At 42.3% G+C, this 16208-nt stretch carries 11 protein-coding genes; 9 read left to right on the top strand and 2 right to left on the bottom strand.

Features of this window, described 5'->3' with window-relative positions:
• Positions 1-16 precede the first annotated feature (16 nt).
• Positions 17-1540, bottom strand: a complete 1524-nt coding sequence (dgt, locus tag MHN30_RS14145) for a dGTPase (protein ID WP_130166009.1) — start codon at positions 1538-1540, stop codon at positions 17-19.
• Between the two features lie 169 nt (positions 1541-1709).
• Between dgt and MHN30_RS14140 the strand changes: the two genes are divergently transcribed.
• The 6 genes from MHN30_RS14140 (at position 1710) to MHN30_RS14115 (ending at position 8832) form a co-directional block, all read left to right on the top strand.
• The gene (locus MHN30_RS14140) at positions 1710-3656 is read left to right on the top strand and encodes a BNR-4 repeat-containing protein (RefSeq protein WP_165384140.1); all 1947 of its coding nucleotides are present in this window, start codon (positions 1710-1712) and stop codon (positions 3654-3656) included.
• A 545-nt stretch (positions 3657-4201) separates the two neighbouring features.
• Positions 4202-4429, top strand: a complete 228-nt coding sequence (locus tag MHN30_RS14135) for a methyltransferase domain-containing protein (RefSeq protein WP_165384141.1) — start codon at positions 4202-4204, stop codon at positions 4427-4429.
• A 346-nt stretch (positions 4430-4775) separates the two neighbouring features.
• The gene (locus tag MHN30_RS14130; protein WP_069021981.1) at positions 4776-5090 is read left to right on the top strand and encodes a hypothetical protein; all 315 of its coding nucleotides are present in this window, start codon (positions 4776-4778) and stop codon (positions 5088-5090) included.
• A 479-nt stretch (positions 5091-5569) separates the two neighbouring features.
• The gene (locus MHN30_RS14125; RefSeq protein WP_130166012.1) at positions 5570-5923 is read left to right on the top strand and encodes a hypothetical protein; all 354 of its coding nucleotides are present in this window, start codon (positions 5570-5572) and stop codon (positions 5921-5923) included.
• Between the two features lie 126 nt (positions 5924-6049).
• Positions 6050-7189, top strand: coding sequence for a DUF1570 domain-containing protein (locus MHN30_RS14120; RefSeq protein ID WP_130166013.1), 1140 nt, complete (start codon positions 6050-6052; stop codon positions 7187-7189).
• Positions 7190-7590: 401 nt separating this feature from the next.
• Complete coding sequence (locus MHN30_RS14115; RefSeq protein ID WP_130165270.1) at positions 7591-8832, top strand: UPF0149 family protein; 1242 nt, start codon at positions 7591-7593, stop codon at positions 8830-8832.
• A gap of 131 nt (positions 8833-8963) precedes the next feature.
• Here the strand turns inward: MHN30_RS14115 and MHN30_RS14110 are convergent, their stop codons facing one another.
• A complete protein-coding gene (locus tag MHN30_RS14110; protein WP_130165271.1) occupies positions 8964-11147 on the bottom strand; it encodes a TonB-dependent hemoglobin/transferrin/lactoferrin family receptor in 2184 nt (727 codons plus the stop codon).
• A gap of 169 nt (positions 11148-11316) precedes the next feature.
• On the opposite strand from MHN30_RS14110, the gene MHN30_RS14105 reads away from it, so the two are divergent.
• From MHN30_RS14105 to cobN, 3 genes are read left to right on the top strand one after another with little or no spacing between them, the layout of a single operon-like run.
• Positions 11317-11844 carry a MotA/TolQ/ExbB proton channel family protein gene (locus MHN30_RS14105; RefSeq protein WP_130165272.1) on the top strand — a complete coding sequence of 176 codons (528 nt, stop codon included), beginning with the start codon at positions 11317-11319 and terminating at the stop codon, positions 11842-11844.
• A 5-nt stretch (positions 11845-11849) separates the two neighbouring features.
• The gene (locus MHN30_RS14100; RefSeq protein ID WP_010607457.1) at positions 11850-12197 is read left to right on the top strand and encodes a DUF2149 domain-containing protein; all 348 of its coding nucleotides are present in this window, start codon (positions 11850-11852) and stop codon (positions 12195-12197) included.
• Positions 12194-16117, top strand: a complete 3924-nt coding sequence (gene cobN / locus MHN30_RS14095) for a cobaltochelatase subunit CobN (protein WP_239360087.1) — start codon at positions 12194-12196, stop codon at positions 16115-16117. The genes MHN30_RS14100 and cobN overlap by 4 nt, the downstream gene beginning before the upstream one ends.
• Positions 16118-16208: the final 91 nt, after the last annotated feature.

Raw genomic sequence — 16208 nt, 5'->3', positions numbered from 1 at the left:
GAACATTTCCTAAACCTCAATCCAACGCGGTCAACGCACGATACATATCATAAGCAAACTGGTCAGTCATACCGCTAATAAAATCTTGAATAAGACGGCAGCGATAATAAAACTCAAATATCGGCTCGGCTTGCTCAGCCTCACTAAGCTTCGCGACCGTTTCGCGGTATACCGCAACATACTTTTTGGAAATCCGATTAATCAATCGCGACTCTATCGCAAAGTCATGGTCGCCATTTAATGCTGCGTTAAATTCATCAGCGTCTAAGTCAAGCACTCGCTTATATTCATTCAATATGCTGCTGGTGATCTTGTAGCCTTGAAGCTCCAACTGCTCTACTTCTTTATTCGAAAACACCTTGTTGGCCGCCACTGTTTTCAACGACTTTACAATAGCGTGAAGGTGGCTATTATCTTCCAGTAACGAAGCATTAAAACTCCCTTCGTAGATTGCATCAATATTATCGATAAAACGCGTTTTGGCATGTTCTGCAAGCGGGTGCAACAGCCCCACGCGGAGCCAAATAAAAAATTCATTATCAAAATTCGCCATATGCTTGCTGGCTTTGTCATTGGCATAGTGCAGCTTTTTACTCATAAGCTCTAACAGCTTGTCATCGGTGATCCCAAATCCAGCGGCGATATTTTGATATTCCTCTATTAAACAGCCCGTTAACTCATCTACGCTAATAATGCCTTTTTCTACAGCGTCTTCCATATCAGCAAGGCAATAAGCAATATCGTCAGCCGCTTCCATGATATAAGTCACAGGATGGCGATTACCCACTTGGATCTGCAATTTGTCGCACAGCTCACTGATAAAACCACTTTCACTAAAATAGTATCCTGCTTTCTTTTGCAGATAAGACTTATCAATGGCTACGGTTGATTTAGGTGTGGTCGCGCAGCGGGTATATTTCATCACAGTGGCACATTGTGAATAGGTAAGGTTAAGCCGAGAAAGCGTATGAATAACGCGAATGGCTTGGGCGTTACCCTCAAAACTACAAATATCGAGCAGTAACTCCATTTCTTGATTCAGCACCGCCAGATCAGACGCCTTGCTCTCCTTTGAGCCATACCTAAGCGCCGCCCGAGCACTTTTTGCAAACTGTTGATGCTGGTTCAAATAGCGTTTAAACCAATCATTGATAGCGGCCTCGCCAAAGTGACCAAATGCAGGGTTACCAATATCGTGCATCAAACAGGCCATTTCAGACAAGGTGACCAAACACTCAGACAAATCCACTTGCTGGCCGTTTTTATCTTCATATTGCAGCAAATCTTGTCTACCTTGCTGCACCAGCGCATCAACAATTTTTTTAGCAATGTAACGGCCGTTTTGTTGCACCTCAAGCGAGTGCGTTAAGCGCGAACGCACCGCCGCATTACGCTCCAGTGGAAACACCTGAGTTTTTTGTTGCAGCCGTCTAAGCGCAGCACTGTTGATAATACGCCCACGGTCGCTCTCAAGGCTACTCGCCTCACTGCCACCGGTATTGTAAGAACGCTCGTTTGTTATTTTATTTTTAAAGTGCATGCCACTTTCCTGTTGAGACTCAAGCTACATTTTCAATGTAGGTGAATGTGGAAAAGTTGTAAACCGTCCAAACTATTCAAATGGCAATGTTGTATTTTTGTTTTCTTTGTTATTAAATTGGTTTCTAGTTTCATTATAGGGACTAGCTAATTCAACTAAAGGAATGACAATGAATACAAATGTGAAAAAAGCGCTGCTAGCCGGAATTTTACTTTCCCCTGCATTTTCTAGCTTTGCTGTCGATTCAAGTAAAGGCTACTCAGATCTTTACAACTTCAATAAACACGGCAAATGTCGTTATGAACAAGTAAACTTAAACTATCAAGATGACTCCCATAGTAATTACGCTAATAACTTTCGTGATGAGCTGTCACAGTACAATTACTTGAACTTGGCTGGAGGATTAAATAGAAAGCTACTACGTGGTAGTTGGTATAGCCTAGATAATCAACTATTTTTAGTTGGTGGCGTCAATGTATCAAAGTATTCAGGCCCGTCTTCGACGGGCTCTGCGAAAGCTGCACCAATGGCAATACAACGTGGTGATTGGACTTATTACGTTATCAATGGTGCGCATTCCGATTGCGCTGTAGCTAATATGCCACCGAATAAAAACTACGAACGCTTAGTTATTGCTGTTGGTGCCTATAACTATAAAACTGGTGAGATTAAGGAGCCTGTTATAGTCCATGTGAAAGAAACCAGTGACTTCCACGATACGGGAGTCATCAATATGGATGATAAAGGCTATGTTTACGTATTTATTTCAGGCCGCAACTCCAATCGTGGCGGATTAATCTATCGTTCAACTTTGAAAACCGATTTATTAAGAGATGGTAATGTAGGCGCATTCGAACTTGTTCACGCTGAGAATGAATTAGGTAGTGCCCTAGATAGAGAGCACAACTGTCCAGATAGCAACGCTTCTTGTCACTACCTTGGCTTTACTTATCCGCAAGCCTGGTGGGTAGAGGATAAATTTGTACTATTGAATACTCGTTACATCCAAACAACAACGGCTATGAGAGACAAGTTTCGACAGGATGCCCGTCGGCAGCTTTATTTTACGGAAGTTGCGCCAACTAATGCGAGCACCCAACAAGTTGCTGTTAAGCCTAGTAAAAAACTAGTTGCACTGGATGATAAGCTGAGTTTTGGACATTATGCTGTTAGTACAGAAAAAGATGGTGTTATCGCGGTCGCATTTAACGTGCACGTACCCGATCGCTGTACCATTAATGGCTTTTCAACAGCAGACTGTTATGCTCGAGGCAAGGATGGAGGAGGCCAACTTCGCCATTACCCGAATGATAACCGAACAAATCTGTATTTTATGTACTCCAGTGATAACGGAAGAACTTGGTATAACCGCAATGGGCAGCGCTTAATTGATACTTTTTATAATGAGTATATTAATAGCTTTAACAAGCTAAACCAGGCCTTGCTGTATCAACCAGACAATAACGTCGATCTTGTTGATGGTTATAACCCATATACAACCACTATAGTTAAGCGCATTTACGTTAAAGATCTGGATATTACCGTCAACGACCGAAAGCAAGTCACCTCGTTAAAGGTGTTAGTTAACGAGACTGACGGGATCCACGGTTTTGTTCCTAAGACCGCGTCTGAATCGAGAAAAATGATCCGCACGCTTGTGATAGATCAACAAGGTAATAAATCCTATGTAGGTTGCTACAATGCATCAGATTGTTGGGCTGATCACGCATATTCTTCGGGCGCGATTCGTACAGAAAATAACAGTGGGTATAGTGAAATTGCTTTCCCTATGTCAAGTGGCGATAGCTTAGCTGGCGGAAAGGTTCATTTGTATAATAGCAACCTCAAGTCAACCCAAGGTATTCAAGCTTGGAGTTATTTGGGCGCTCAGCATTACACAGATCCAAAAGAAGCCAACTATATTCGTAAAATCCACGATGCGAAGTCGATAACGGGAGCTGAGCCAGTTTATTTTTGGGCTCAAAGCGGAACCGACAAGCTTGTTGATTTAGTGCTCTCTGGCAAAAATGGTCGCCAAGTTCAACTGAATGGTAACTTTGGAAGTAAAAAGAAACTGAGCTGTCCAACACAGTACGTTTTCAGAAATTGTAATTAAAACCTGCTATTTTCCTGAGGCCGCGATGCTTGAGTCGCGGCCTTTTTATTTCCATAATCTGTGATTGGTATGTGGCTAGTTGTAAATATTGAAATTGCAGCATAAACAGAACAGCGCGAACCTAAATGTATTAACGCACTTCAGCTAGCTTTTACAAAATATTTAGACCCCTAACACACAAAAACACCATTCAAGCCAGCAAAGTGATAAAAATAGTTGTAATGCATTGTAATAGGCGAGCTCATCTATATTTGTTATTTTTGTGGGGTTGGTTTAATCATTGTGTTAATAGTCTGGCAAAAAATATCCAACACTTTAGTGGCAAAAACATCGGAATTTGACGTAAATCACTACAAAAATTATGGATTTTCGGGTTTAATACTCTCAGCATTCGTTTACATCTAATTTCAAATGAATATATACAGCGGTTAAGGATGAAGTAACCGCTCACGAACAGGATCTTTATGTGTTTGAGCGTTTATCTAACCGTTTAGATTAGTAAGATCAGCTTTACTATGGCATCACGTTGGCAACGGACAGCAAACGTGAATTTGCAGAGTTTCAATGGTGACATGCAACCGCTTTATCAGGAGTTTCTTCTTGAATTACCAAAGTGTGAGAAACGTCTTATTCACATTTTGGACGCTGGTTGTGGCAGTGGCAGCGACGCTGTCGCGTTCAAACAACTTGGCTATGAAGTCAGCGCAATGGATGCGTGCGAAAAGCTAGTGAAGATTGCCGCTACACAACTAGGCCAACCAGTGAGACACTAATTCTTTGAAGAGATACAAGATATTGCTGCTTTTGATGGTATTTTGGCTTGTGCCAGCCTTTTACATGTTGCAGAGAAAGACCTGTCGAATATTTTTGTGAAGTTATAATACGCGCTTAAACCTCATGGCGTGTTGTATGTTTCGTTCAAATAGGGATGCTCCTGTATATATTAGCAGCATAGCAAAGTGTGCATAAAATAGTAGCGAGAATGGCGGTGAGCAGAAAATGTAAGTAACTTTTTATTCATATTTATGCAGCAAAATTTAAATCAGAACATTTTATCATCAATGTGGGTAACAAATTGCCCACTAACCAAACTCTAAAAATAAGTAAAAGGATTATGAAATGAAAAAGCTGATTATTGCTGCGGCATTGAGCACGTGTGCGTTTTCTTCTGTGGCTGCCGAAGTGGTATTACACGATGTAAGCGTGTATGCAAATAGCACGGTAAAGCTTGATGTATGGGCAAGTGCATACAATGCGTATGGTTATTGCCATATCAACGGGTTTGATGATGCGGTTCGTTTTACCACTAAATGTGGTGAAGATGAGTCTACTTTTGCACGTTATGACGGTGGCACAAAGTGGGTTCAAAAAGACAGTGGTTCAAAAAACCAGTGTTATGAACTGCTTGAAACCGTCACTTGCGTGAACAACTAACAGCCTGTCGGTGACTGTGTCCTCCGATCGCACTTTAGTAAGTATTTGGTCGCATTTGCGGCCTTTATTATTGCAATTTTATTAGTACCTCGTAGAGCTACCTTTCTCACCGCTTGCTTGTTCCTGTATGCGATTTAGACTTTGCGTACATTCCACACTTCGATTAGAACTTCCATTCTATGGGAGCACAGATTTAACTGGCTAGACCGAAGTTTATCTTAGAGAATAGATTAACAAACCAGTTTTTTGCCAAAAGTGTGGGAATAGGAGAATTAACCTAATATAAGAAATGGCGAGAGCCTGACACTTTTACAGATAGAGAGGTTGAATTAATCGCAGCTTTTGTAGACAGTAGTTTCGAACATATAAAAGTTTTGTGTCTTTCTACCATCACCGAATTTATTTCATACATTGTGTCAGTTACCTTATTATTGTCTAGTCTCCAAGTTACCTAGCGAACCAAATTAGAAAGGTAGAGTATGAACCAAGCCCTTAAATTTTTACTGTCTATCATAATCGTCGTCGTGACTTTTGTCGTGTCAGCAACCTTGGCTGGGATGTTGGCGGAGTATGCGGGCTGGTGGAAGAAGCCGGTGATAGGCGGTGTAGCAGCAGCTTGCGTAGTGTTGTCGGGTTATGTGAGTGCGCCGGTTTATAAGCTGTATTCTGCGGCGGTATGGCTGTTGATTGGTGCAGTTGCAGCTTGGGTGATGTCGAGTGTGTTTATGTATGCTGAGGATGCCGACACCTCAGTGCCTTTGTATGTGACCTATGCAAGCGGTGTATTTGCTTTGGCGCTTTGCTGGGTTTGGCAGCGTCGAAAGGTTGTGTGAGGGATTGGTTCTCTGTAATGGAGTGCAAGAGATCGTCGCGTAAAGCGGCTTCTAACTGCGGAAGTCTAGCTTGGTTATTCTCACTATCACGATATTTCAATAAAAAATAGGATTGAGGGTCAAGGAATGAAGGGCGCTTGGAGCGAGTGGAAGGAGGCTATTTTTAAGGCCTGTTTAGTTGTGTTTTCTGTGTTGTTGTTTCTCTTTTTTGATGGCCGTGAGTTTTGGTTTACTCAGATACAGCCTCAAATAACCAATATGCTAAGCAACCAAAAAACTGAATTAAATAATGCGCCTGTGGTTTCAGAGCAAAAGTTCAAACAACCAAGTTCAATTCAGTCACCAAACGGGGATACCTATGACCATCAAACGAGTTTAAGACAGTTTGGTCGCTGTGTTTCTCAGCAAGCTGAGGGAATCAAATACCGAGTTGAGAATGGGATATACACTTGGGTTGATGAAAGAGGCATTACGAATTACTCGGATAAAAAACCGAGTTCTGCGGCTAAGCATTATCAGCCAGAGCGTAATCGTGCTCTTGATTTCTTTGACCTCAATATCTCCGGTCCAAATATCACGGAAAAGTTTAAAAACACCTTGAGCGCTAAATTGAATGCCGTATTTAGAGGGTATACCAGTATTGTTGGCTTGGAGGCGATGCAAAAGGTGACGCTCAGGATCAAGGTGCTACCTAATCGGCACGAATATGAGCGAGTGATTAAATCCTATGGTGGCAATCCAAAGGGTAATGTTGGTCTCTACTTGGGTAGATACAACCTTGCTTTGGTCGAGCAGAGAAATCATCATGCGACGATGCAAACCGCCGTTCATGAAGCGGTGCACGCTATTAATCAGGCTGTGATTGGATATACGCCGCGTTGGTTAAATGAGGGACTTGCAGGCTATTTTCAAACCGTAAAAGTGACGATGCAGGTTGGCACTGTTGCACCAAATCAAGCTAGATTACATCGCGGTTATATTACAGGGCGAGTGTTATCGCCTTATGAGCTTATCAATGCAGAATCCAAGTGGAAGTCTTACAACTCTGAGCTGATGTATAAAAGTAGTTGGGCGGCCATCCATTTTTTGATGTCTACCACGACTGGGAGACTGAGTTTGAAAAAGTTGATGCTGCAAGAGCAAACTGAGCGATGTCGTGCTTTGAGTAACCGTGAGTCACAAGCTCTGTTACGTGTGCATTATCCAAACATAGTTGATAGATTCGCCGCCTTTATACAGAGCCCAGTAGAACCGCAAAGGTTGTGATCCTGAGTTTGACGCAAAGATCGCCGCGTAAAGCGGCTCCCCCCAACGGGGGGAGTGTGGTGAATGCGGATTTATTCCTCGATGTTTTATGAAGAGATCGCCGCGTGAAGCGGCTCCTATCAGTGGTGGCTAGTGTGGTGGGAGCGGATTTATTCCGCGATGTTTTATGAAGAGATCGCCGCGTGACGCGGCTCCTATCAGTGGTGGCTAGTGTGGTGGGAGCGGATTGGCTCCGCAATGTTTTATGTAGAGTTCGCTGCGTAAAGCGACCCCACCTGCGTGAAGTGGTTTTTACCAGTGGGATCTAGTATGGTAGGAGCGGATTTATTCCGCGATGTTTTTTGTAGAGTTCGCTGCGTAAAGCTGCCCCTACCTACCCAATTATTAAAGGAATGTTCTATATGACTCCAAGTGCGTTACGCAAAGCTGTTAATGCCTTTTCTAATGATACTCAGCATCAACCGGATTATTATTTTGTTGAAGGCTATTTGATTGGCAAAGTAGCCATTAATGATATTGCTGAAATACACGAGTGGTTGCCTGAGCTCTTTGGTGATTACACGGCTATTTACCGTGCTCAATTAGAGGCCTTAATGGATTTGCATGAGCAGTGCGTTTCAAGCTTGGATGGAAAAACTTATAAGTTGCCAAAAGAGTGTGCGCTCTCTAAGCAAGACTTTGCAGCATCATTAGTAGAAGGGGCTCCGTTACCGAGCTTTTGCCTTGGTCTGCTCAAAGCTTTGGATAAAGTATCTTTTGAGAACTTATCACTAGAGCAGAAAGGTGCGGTAAGTGAATTACAACAACAGCTCACCGGATTTACTAGCATAGATGCAGCAAAGGCGGCATTTTCAAACGCTGAGCCTATGGTGCCTTTTGAGCGAGAGGCTCATGACGTAAAGCGTTATTTGGCAGGCGCGATTATGGAGTTAGGGGATACTTTAATTTGGGATCCTGAATTAGACAACGAGTTCGGAACGTTTGAATTTGAAGAAGATTTTGATGAAGAACAAGAAGAAATAAGAAACTCACTGATTGAGAACTTACTCAAATTGACTCACATCGATTCAATCCCTTTACTTGACCAGTTTATTCATAATGAAGAACAAGACTTTATTACGCCTGATTATATTGAGGAAAATCAAGGTGATTTTTGGCTTATCCACGAAACCAGACCTTATATGTTTATTCGTTACCATAAAGCGTGGATTTACTTTTGGGCAGACAGAGTACAAGAGGCAGTTGATGAACTAGACGTGCTGCTGCGACTTAATCCAAACGATAATCAGGCCTGTCGATACCTGTATGTGAACGGTTTAGTTATCTTAAAGCAGTGGGATAAACTGCAAGCTTGCCTTGATGAATATGAAGAAGAGAGTATTTTTATGCTATCTGCAGAGGCGTTGATGCGTTTTGCGCAGGATGGCGAGAGCAAAGCCTTAAATGAGCTAAAAGCGACAATCAAAGGGTACAATAAGCACTTTATCAAGATGCTTACAGGTCAAGAGAAGACTAAGCAAAAAGAGATATATGGCTACACATTGGGTTCAAAAGAAGAAGTCTTAAGTTATATAGATTGTGGTGGCAAAAAAGCCTGGTTAAGCGTTGAAGGAAGCCTCTTTTGGCTGCGTAAAAAATCATAGCGGACTTTGGATAAATTAAGCAAGTAGAGATGCAAAGCTAAGAACTGTTCACCGGTGAAGTTGACCTTCACCGGGGTTATCGACAAGGTTTTCTCGCCTCGAAATAGTTCACTTAATTAAGCGAATTAGTATTAGAAGTCATATCGGATAGAGGCTGCAAAGCTTCGTCCCGCACTTTCAAGTCCATCTAGGCTTTCTGTCATACCGTGGCCTGCAAGATTGCCGTGTTGGTAGTAAGTTTTATCAAATAGATTACGGATAGCTAAATTTACGGCAGTATTATCACCCAATTTAACTTGTGCTAACCAGTCAATCGTGCCGTATCCAGGAGTTTGGTATTTACCAGTGTTCACTTTGGTCATTTTTTTAGCAAAATTAAGGATAAGATCTGAACTCACCATATCATTTTGATACTTGAAGCCTAGGTTCCCTGACAGCGGATTAATGGAACTGATATATTCATCTGTCTCATCATTTTTACCATCTTGATATGTTGCGCTAAATGAAACAGACAATGTATCGGTAGCATAGTAAGTGGTGGAGAACTCAGCTCCTTTGATCGTAACTGAATCAATGTTCTGGTATTGGAATTTGTCATGGTTATAGGCAAAGTTTCCTTCATCATCCAATATGGTGTCACGGCTTATAAGCTCTGTGGACAAGAAGTTGTCAAACTTATTGTGGAACAGTGCAGTTGAAATAGTAAAGTCACCGATATGGCCACGTAATCCGAGTTCCAAGGTGTCACTTTCTTCTGGACTTAAATCCTCTGCTGGTAAGATTTCATATAAATATTCTGCAGAAGCCTGATTGTAGTGTTCAATATAGGCTAGATCATAAGGCGGTACTTTGAACCCTTGGCCGTACTGAGCAAAAACAGAAAGCATGTTGTTTAGATAATACAAACCACCTAAATTAAACGATAAATGTTGATCGTCTATTTTCGCAAATTTTGTACCGTCAGTCTTTAAGGTACCGCTTGGGTCCATGTTGTAATAATCGAAACGTAGGCCTGGTGTAATTATAAGTTTGTCATCTAGTAGCTTTATTTCGTCATTGATGAATAGGCCAGCGCGAAGTGTATCATTTTTCGGGAATTTATTAGTAATGTCATCTTTGGTGACTTCGCCTTCCACTTCTCGGTATTCACGCACTGTGCGTAGGCTCTCAGTGGTTTCTATATCAACACCGTAACCAAGAGTATGTTGCTTATCGAGTGCTTTACTCGCGTGAGAAATAAAACCATACGTAGTTTGCTCATAAGTACCGGTTTTCCACATGTCGCGTTTTTCGATAACACCAAACATAGGCGCGTTAATATCGAGTAAAGCGTACTCTTGATCGTCTTGAACACTGTTTGTGTAATACAAATTAAACTGTGCTGTGTCCCAAACGCTATTGCCTGTATCGTTGTGATAACTCAGGCGGAACGAATCTGTGTGCTTTTCGGTCTCTGTACTTTCCGTCGCGATGTTGTAGCCATATTTAGCTAGACCACGGAAATATGCCAATAGACCATCGGCAAGGTCGCCACTTACATCTTGGCGCCACAGATCAGCAGAAACATTGACATAATCTTTGTCGTTGAAGTTGTATTTTAATTTGTAAAGTAAGCTTTGAGAGTCTATATCAAAGGGAGCGCGGGTGTTGTGCTTATTTTGTTCCTCTTTACCATCTCTGGCTGTTAGGCTCAGTAAGTGGTCAAAATTGCCATGCTGGCCTGCTAGCGTTGCACTTAGATTAGTTTGTTCACTGAGGTCGCTATAGCCTATCCTTACACGTGCGCCAAGATGCTCATTGTCGCTAAGATAATCACTGGCATCTTTGGTGGTAAATACCACAATACCCCCCAACGCATCGGAACCATAGAGAGATGAGCTGGCTCCTTTCGCAACTTCAACTTGTTTTATCGTATCAGTATCAATAAAACCTCGGCCCACTATATCGTTGAGTCCATCCGCGCCATAGCCTTCATTCATGCGCATACCGTCTTTTATGATCAATACTCTATCGCCGCCCATAGCTCGAACCTGAATATTTTGTGCACCACCTATACGACCCGTAATCTTTATACTTGGATCATACTGAAAAAGCTGATTTACATCGGTGATTACTTGTTCTTCGATGTCTTGGCTAGACATTACGGAGATACTAGCTGCTACGTCTTTAAGTGGCTTCTCACTACGAGATCCACTAACAACGATAACTTCTAAATCATCTGCGGAAACCGCGTTATCGGCTAACGCAACCGTTGATCCAGAAGCAATAATTGAGGCGATAAGTAGTCGCAAATAGTGTGTTTTTGCAAAGCGCATGATGAGATTCCTATGAATATTTTATTGCTGAGCTGCTACTAAAATTTGCGAAGATCATACCTCCATTATTAAAAAGATCAATCTAAATAATAATAATTTCTATTTGTGTTGTTGTAAGTTATTACATTTTCAAGTACATTGTCGCGATAATTTATAGAGGGGAATTATTGTGAATATACAAGCAATAGAAATGCTAATGGCCAATGTATCTGAGCTGCTAATGACGCCAGTTATTATTGTAATATCAGTACTTTTTGTTTACGCATTTTTTGCACTTGGACGCTTTGTATCCGAATTTTTAATTCGTAGGAAAAGTCGTTTGTCATACCAACGTGGAATAGATAATAAGTCGTTACAAAGCTACAACGGCTTTCATGTTCATAACTATTTTATTGCGAATCCAAGCGCATCTGAAGATGAGTTAGAGGTGTTTGCGTTAAAGCAGCTCGAAACGCTTCGAATTGTTACGCGGGTTGCTCCAATGCTAGGTCTTATCGCGACAATGATCCCAATGGGGCCGGCGTTAAAGGCGCTCGCAGACGGTAACATTCAGGGGATCAGCGAAAACTTAATTATTGCGTTTGCTGCGGTAATATGGGGACTTGTTATTTCTACACTTACTTTTTGGCCCGCTTCGGTTAAGAAACGTTGGTGCGCTCAGGAGTTGATCAACATTCGAAAACTGAGAGGGGAATAATTTCCATGCGCTTTTTAGATGAAGACGAAGAATTAAACCCTATTGTGAGTGCCGTAAATTTGGTTGATGTTTTTTTGGTGATTATCGCGGCGTTACTGATTTCTATTGCGCAAAATCCACTCAGTCCATTTACATCAGAAAATGTCACTGTGGTAAAAAACGCCGGTGAACCCAACATGGAAGTGATCGTGAAAGAAGGCAAGGAAATTAAGCAATATAAATCTAATGGAGAAATAGGCTCTGGAGAAGGCATGAGAGCCGGGGTCGCATATAAAATGGCAGACGGTAGTTTTGTCTATATTCCAGAGAATGAAAAGAAAACTGAAAACAATGCGAAGGAGACAAACAGATGACCCGACTATTCGCGCTGCTCATTTTAGCTTTGTCTTCTTTCCAAAGTTTTGCACAGCAACAGCCTGAAGTGTTGATTATGATGTCAGGACATGCTTCTAAATCAAAAGGAGAGTTATTGCTCTCGCTGGCCGAAGATCAGCCTTTTAAACTGACTAACTTTAGCACTCGTGGCAAATCAGAAGATGAGATCCGAGCCGCTTGGCAAAGTGCTAAGTTGATTTTACTGGATGGTATTAATCCTATGCTGTCACAGTATATGTTTGCAGATTACACATCATATTTGACAGATTATCCAGAGGTTCCAGTGATCTCTTTAGGGGATCTTGAAAACATGAAAATGAATCAAGGGTTATCCCCGTCGCAGCATACAACATTGGGCGCATACTACAATAATGCAGGTAGCCAAAACTACCGTAACATGATGTTGTACATATCGACTAAGGTATTTGGGTTATCGAGTGAAGCGCCAGAGCCGGTAAAGGTAGTGCCAAATGTAGGTCTATATCATCCTGATTTTAAATCTAGCGTTACAGCTAATCAAAGCGAATTCTTTAACTGGTTGGATGTTGAAGACAATCAGCCGGTTATCGCGATTGCTATTCACCGCTCTGTAATTGACTACGAGCAACAGCAAGTCGTGGATGCCTTAATCCATGGATTACAAAAGAAAGGAGCAAAGGCGCTCGCCTTTTTCTTTGAAGGTAATGACGAGTCATTGACTTACCCTGAGCTATTAACGGATGAGAATGGGGCGAGAGTTGATTTGCTCATTAATTACCGCTCACTTCACTACGTAGAAAAGCGTCGTGCTGAGTTTGCTCAAATTGGGGTGCCAGTTATTCATGCAATGAATTACACCGAAGGTGATGAAGCTGCTTTTAACCAAGATCATGCTGGCATTTCTCCTTCGTTAACGCCATTTTTCTTAGTAATGCCTGAGGATACAGGGAGTGTAGATCCGAGCATCATCGCTGCGAATGATAAAGGTGTGAAGGTGGTAATGCAGGCGCAGCTTGATGCGCTGGTTGAGCGGGCATTTAATCACGCGAATTTAGCGCATATTAAAAATCGTGAGAAAAAAGTCGCTACATTTATCTGGAATTACCCTCCCGGAGAAAAAAATATAGGTGCTGCATTTTTAGATGTTCCAAGCTCAATTGTGAATATTGCCGATGCAATGAAAGCCAAGGGTTACGATGTGAAGCAGGCTCATCCAGAGCAAATTATTGAGCAAGCTGGCAAACTTTTACGTCCTTATTATCGTGGAGAAGATGCTGAAGCACTGGTTGATGTTGGTCTTGCTGATTATATGCCTTTATCCACTTATCAGCGTTGGTTTGACTCTTTGCCACAACACGTTACAGCGCCAATTGTGGAAAAATTTGGCAAGCCAAGCGAAAGTACCATGGTGCGTGAACACAATGGTGAACCTATGTTTGTTATTCCACGGATGGACTTAGGCAACATGATAATTTTGCCTCAAGGGGTTCGCGGCAGTAACGCAAAAGAGCATTCAGCAGCCTATCACAGCACAAAGTCCGTTATTAACCATGGTTATTTGGCAATGTATTTGTATGCTAGAGAGACGTTTGGTGCGGACGCGGTAATTCACTTAGGCACGCACGGCTCACAAGAGTGGTTAAGTGGTAAAGAGCGCGGATTATCTGTGTATGATGCGCCGAATTTGGCAATTGGGAACATTCCGGTGTTCTATCCATATATTATTGATAATGTTGGTGAAGCGATGCAAGCTAAGCGTCGAGGCCGAGCGACTATGATAAGTCATCTTACTCCAGGGTTTGCCAAAGCAGGGCTTTATACGGATGTTGCTGAACTTAGTGAGCTTATTACAAATTATCTGATGCTTGCTGAAGGCTTGACGCGTGAGAATACACGGGCAGAAATCATTACCCTCGCAACTAAGTTGAATATGCTGAAAGACTTAGGACTTGACGAAAAGGCTTTATCTCAAGCGTTCGATGCACATATTAGTAAGTTGCAAGATCATCTTAATACCTTAGCGCAGATGAGCCAACCTTTAGGGATCCATATTTTTGGCGAACTACCGGAAGAGGCGCATCTATACAGCACAATCTTACAAATGCTTGGGGACGACTTTACTCACCTTGCGGGTGAGTATGAACGTGAGCATGGTTTAGCTTTCGCAAAAGAGCAACAAATTGATGAGCGTAACGTTGTAAAGCTTGAAGCACTTGAGGGTTTTCAGTTATTGCAGAGCGTGTTGGGTGGGCAACAACAACTAGAGTTACCTGACACCCTTAAAGGACCAATTGACTTAGCAAAGACCTATTGGGATAACTTCCATCAAATCGCTGAACTAGAGGGCTTACTGAATGGATTATCAGGACAATACATACCTGTAAGTCACGGTGGTGATCCTATTCGCAATCCTGCAGCTGTGCCCACAGGTCGTAATCTGCTTGGTTTTAATCCCGCAAAAGTACCATCAAAAGAAGCCTATGAAGCAGGAGTTAACATGCTAGAGCAAACTGTTGCTGATTATCAGGCAAAACATGGGCGATATCCTCAAAAGCTCGCATTTTCTCTTTGGTCCCTAGAGACTATGCGCCATCAAGGGGCGTTAGAAGCACAAATTCTACACGCGATGGGTATAAAGCCTAAATGGAACCCACAGGGTAATATTATTGGTACGGAAGTGATCCCATATTCTGAATTGGGGCGTCCGCGAATTGATGTGGTGATATCGGCAACAGGTCTTTATCGCGACGCATTTCCTAACGTAATGCTGTGGTTGGCTGAAGCCATTGATAAAGTGGCGAAGATGAAAGAAGAAAACAACTTTGTTTATCGCCACGCTAGCAATTTAAAACAGCAGCTTATAGAGGAAGGAAAATCTGAGGATGATGCTGATTACCTTTCATCGGTGCGGATCTTTTCGAATGAAACAGGTGCTTACGGTACTGGCTTGGCGGGAATGAGCCTTGCTTCAGATACGTGGGACGATGACAGTAAGCTTGCGAATCTTTACTTAGACCGGATGGGGTTCGGTTATGGCAAAGATGAATCTCGCTGGAGTGAGAATCTTTCAGAAACAGGACTCTATGCCAAGGTGTTATCGGGTACAGATGGCGTTGTATTTTCTCGTTCGACTAATCTATATGCTTTGATGACTAATGATGATCCATTTCAATACTTTGGTGGAATTGGTTTAGCCGTTCGCAGTCTGGACGGTAAAACTCCAAAGATGTATGTAGCGAACTTACGTCGAAAAGGACATGAGAAAACCCAAACATTAGATCAGTTTGTGAGCAATGAAATGCGCAGTCGGTATTTCCATCCTCGCTGGATACAGGCAATGCAAGATGCGGGGTATGCTGGGGCAACGGCAATACTTGATCGAATGAACAACATGTGGGGTTGGGAAGTGATGACACCCGAAGCGGTCAGGGACGATCAATGGCAAGAGTTCTTTGACGTGTATGTTGATGATAAGTATGACATGAAGATGCGAGAGTTCTTTGAGCAGCATAATGCCGAAGCATTAGCACAGATCCTTGAGCGTATGCTTGAAGCGGTTAGAAAAGGGTATTGGAAAGCCTCTCCTGAGACATTGAAAAAGATGCTAGATACCTACACCGAAATTGCAAATCAACATGATGTAGTGACCGATAATAAAAAGTTCACTGAGTATGTTGAACAACAAAATGCGGGGTTTGGTTTAGTACCTTTGATGCCTGGGCAAGCTGTGCCTAACGTTGATATGACAGCAAGTAAAGCCAATATGGAGCAAGTGACTGGTCAAAAGTTAGAACAAGTCGCTCAAGGCAAAGAAGTTGAAACTGATTATACCTTGTGGTGGCTACTGGCAGGAATTTTCTTTGCGGGTATGCTGCAGCCCTTGGTTCGACCTATGTTGACTTCTAAAACATACACTTGATAGCGCTACAAATAAGGCAATATTTGTAAACACCAGTAGAACCACAGCAAGTCGAGATAGGCTTGTTGTGTTCTCACTGTACTTTACCTAT

It is taken from the genome of Pseudoalteromonas sp. OF7H-1, assembly GCF_022347825.1.
Classification (GTDB): domain Bacteria; phylum Pseudomonadota; class Gammaproteobacteria; order Enterobacterales; family Alteromonadaceae; genus Pseudoalteromonas; species Pseudoalteromonas maricaloris.
Note: the sequence above shows the minus strand (reverse complement) of the source record. Positions and strands in the feature narration are given on the sequence as shown.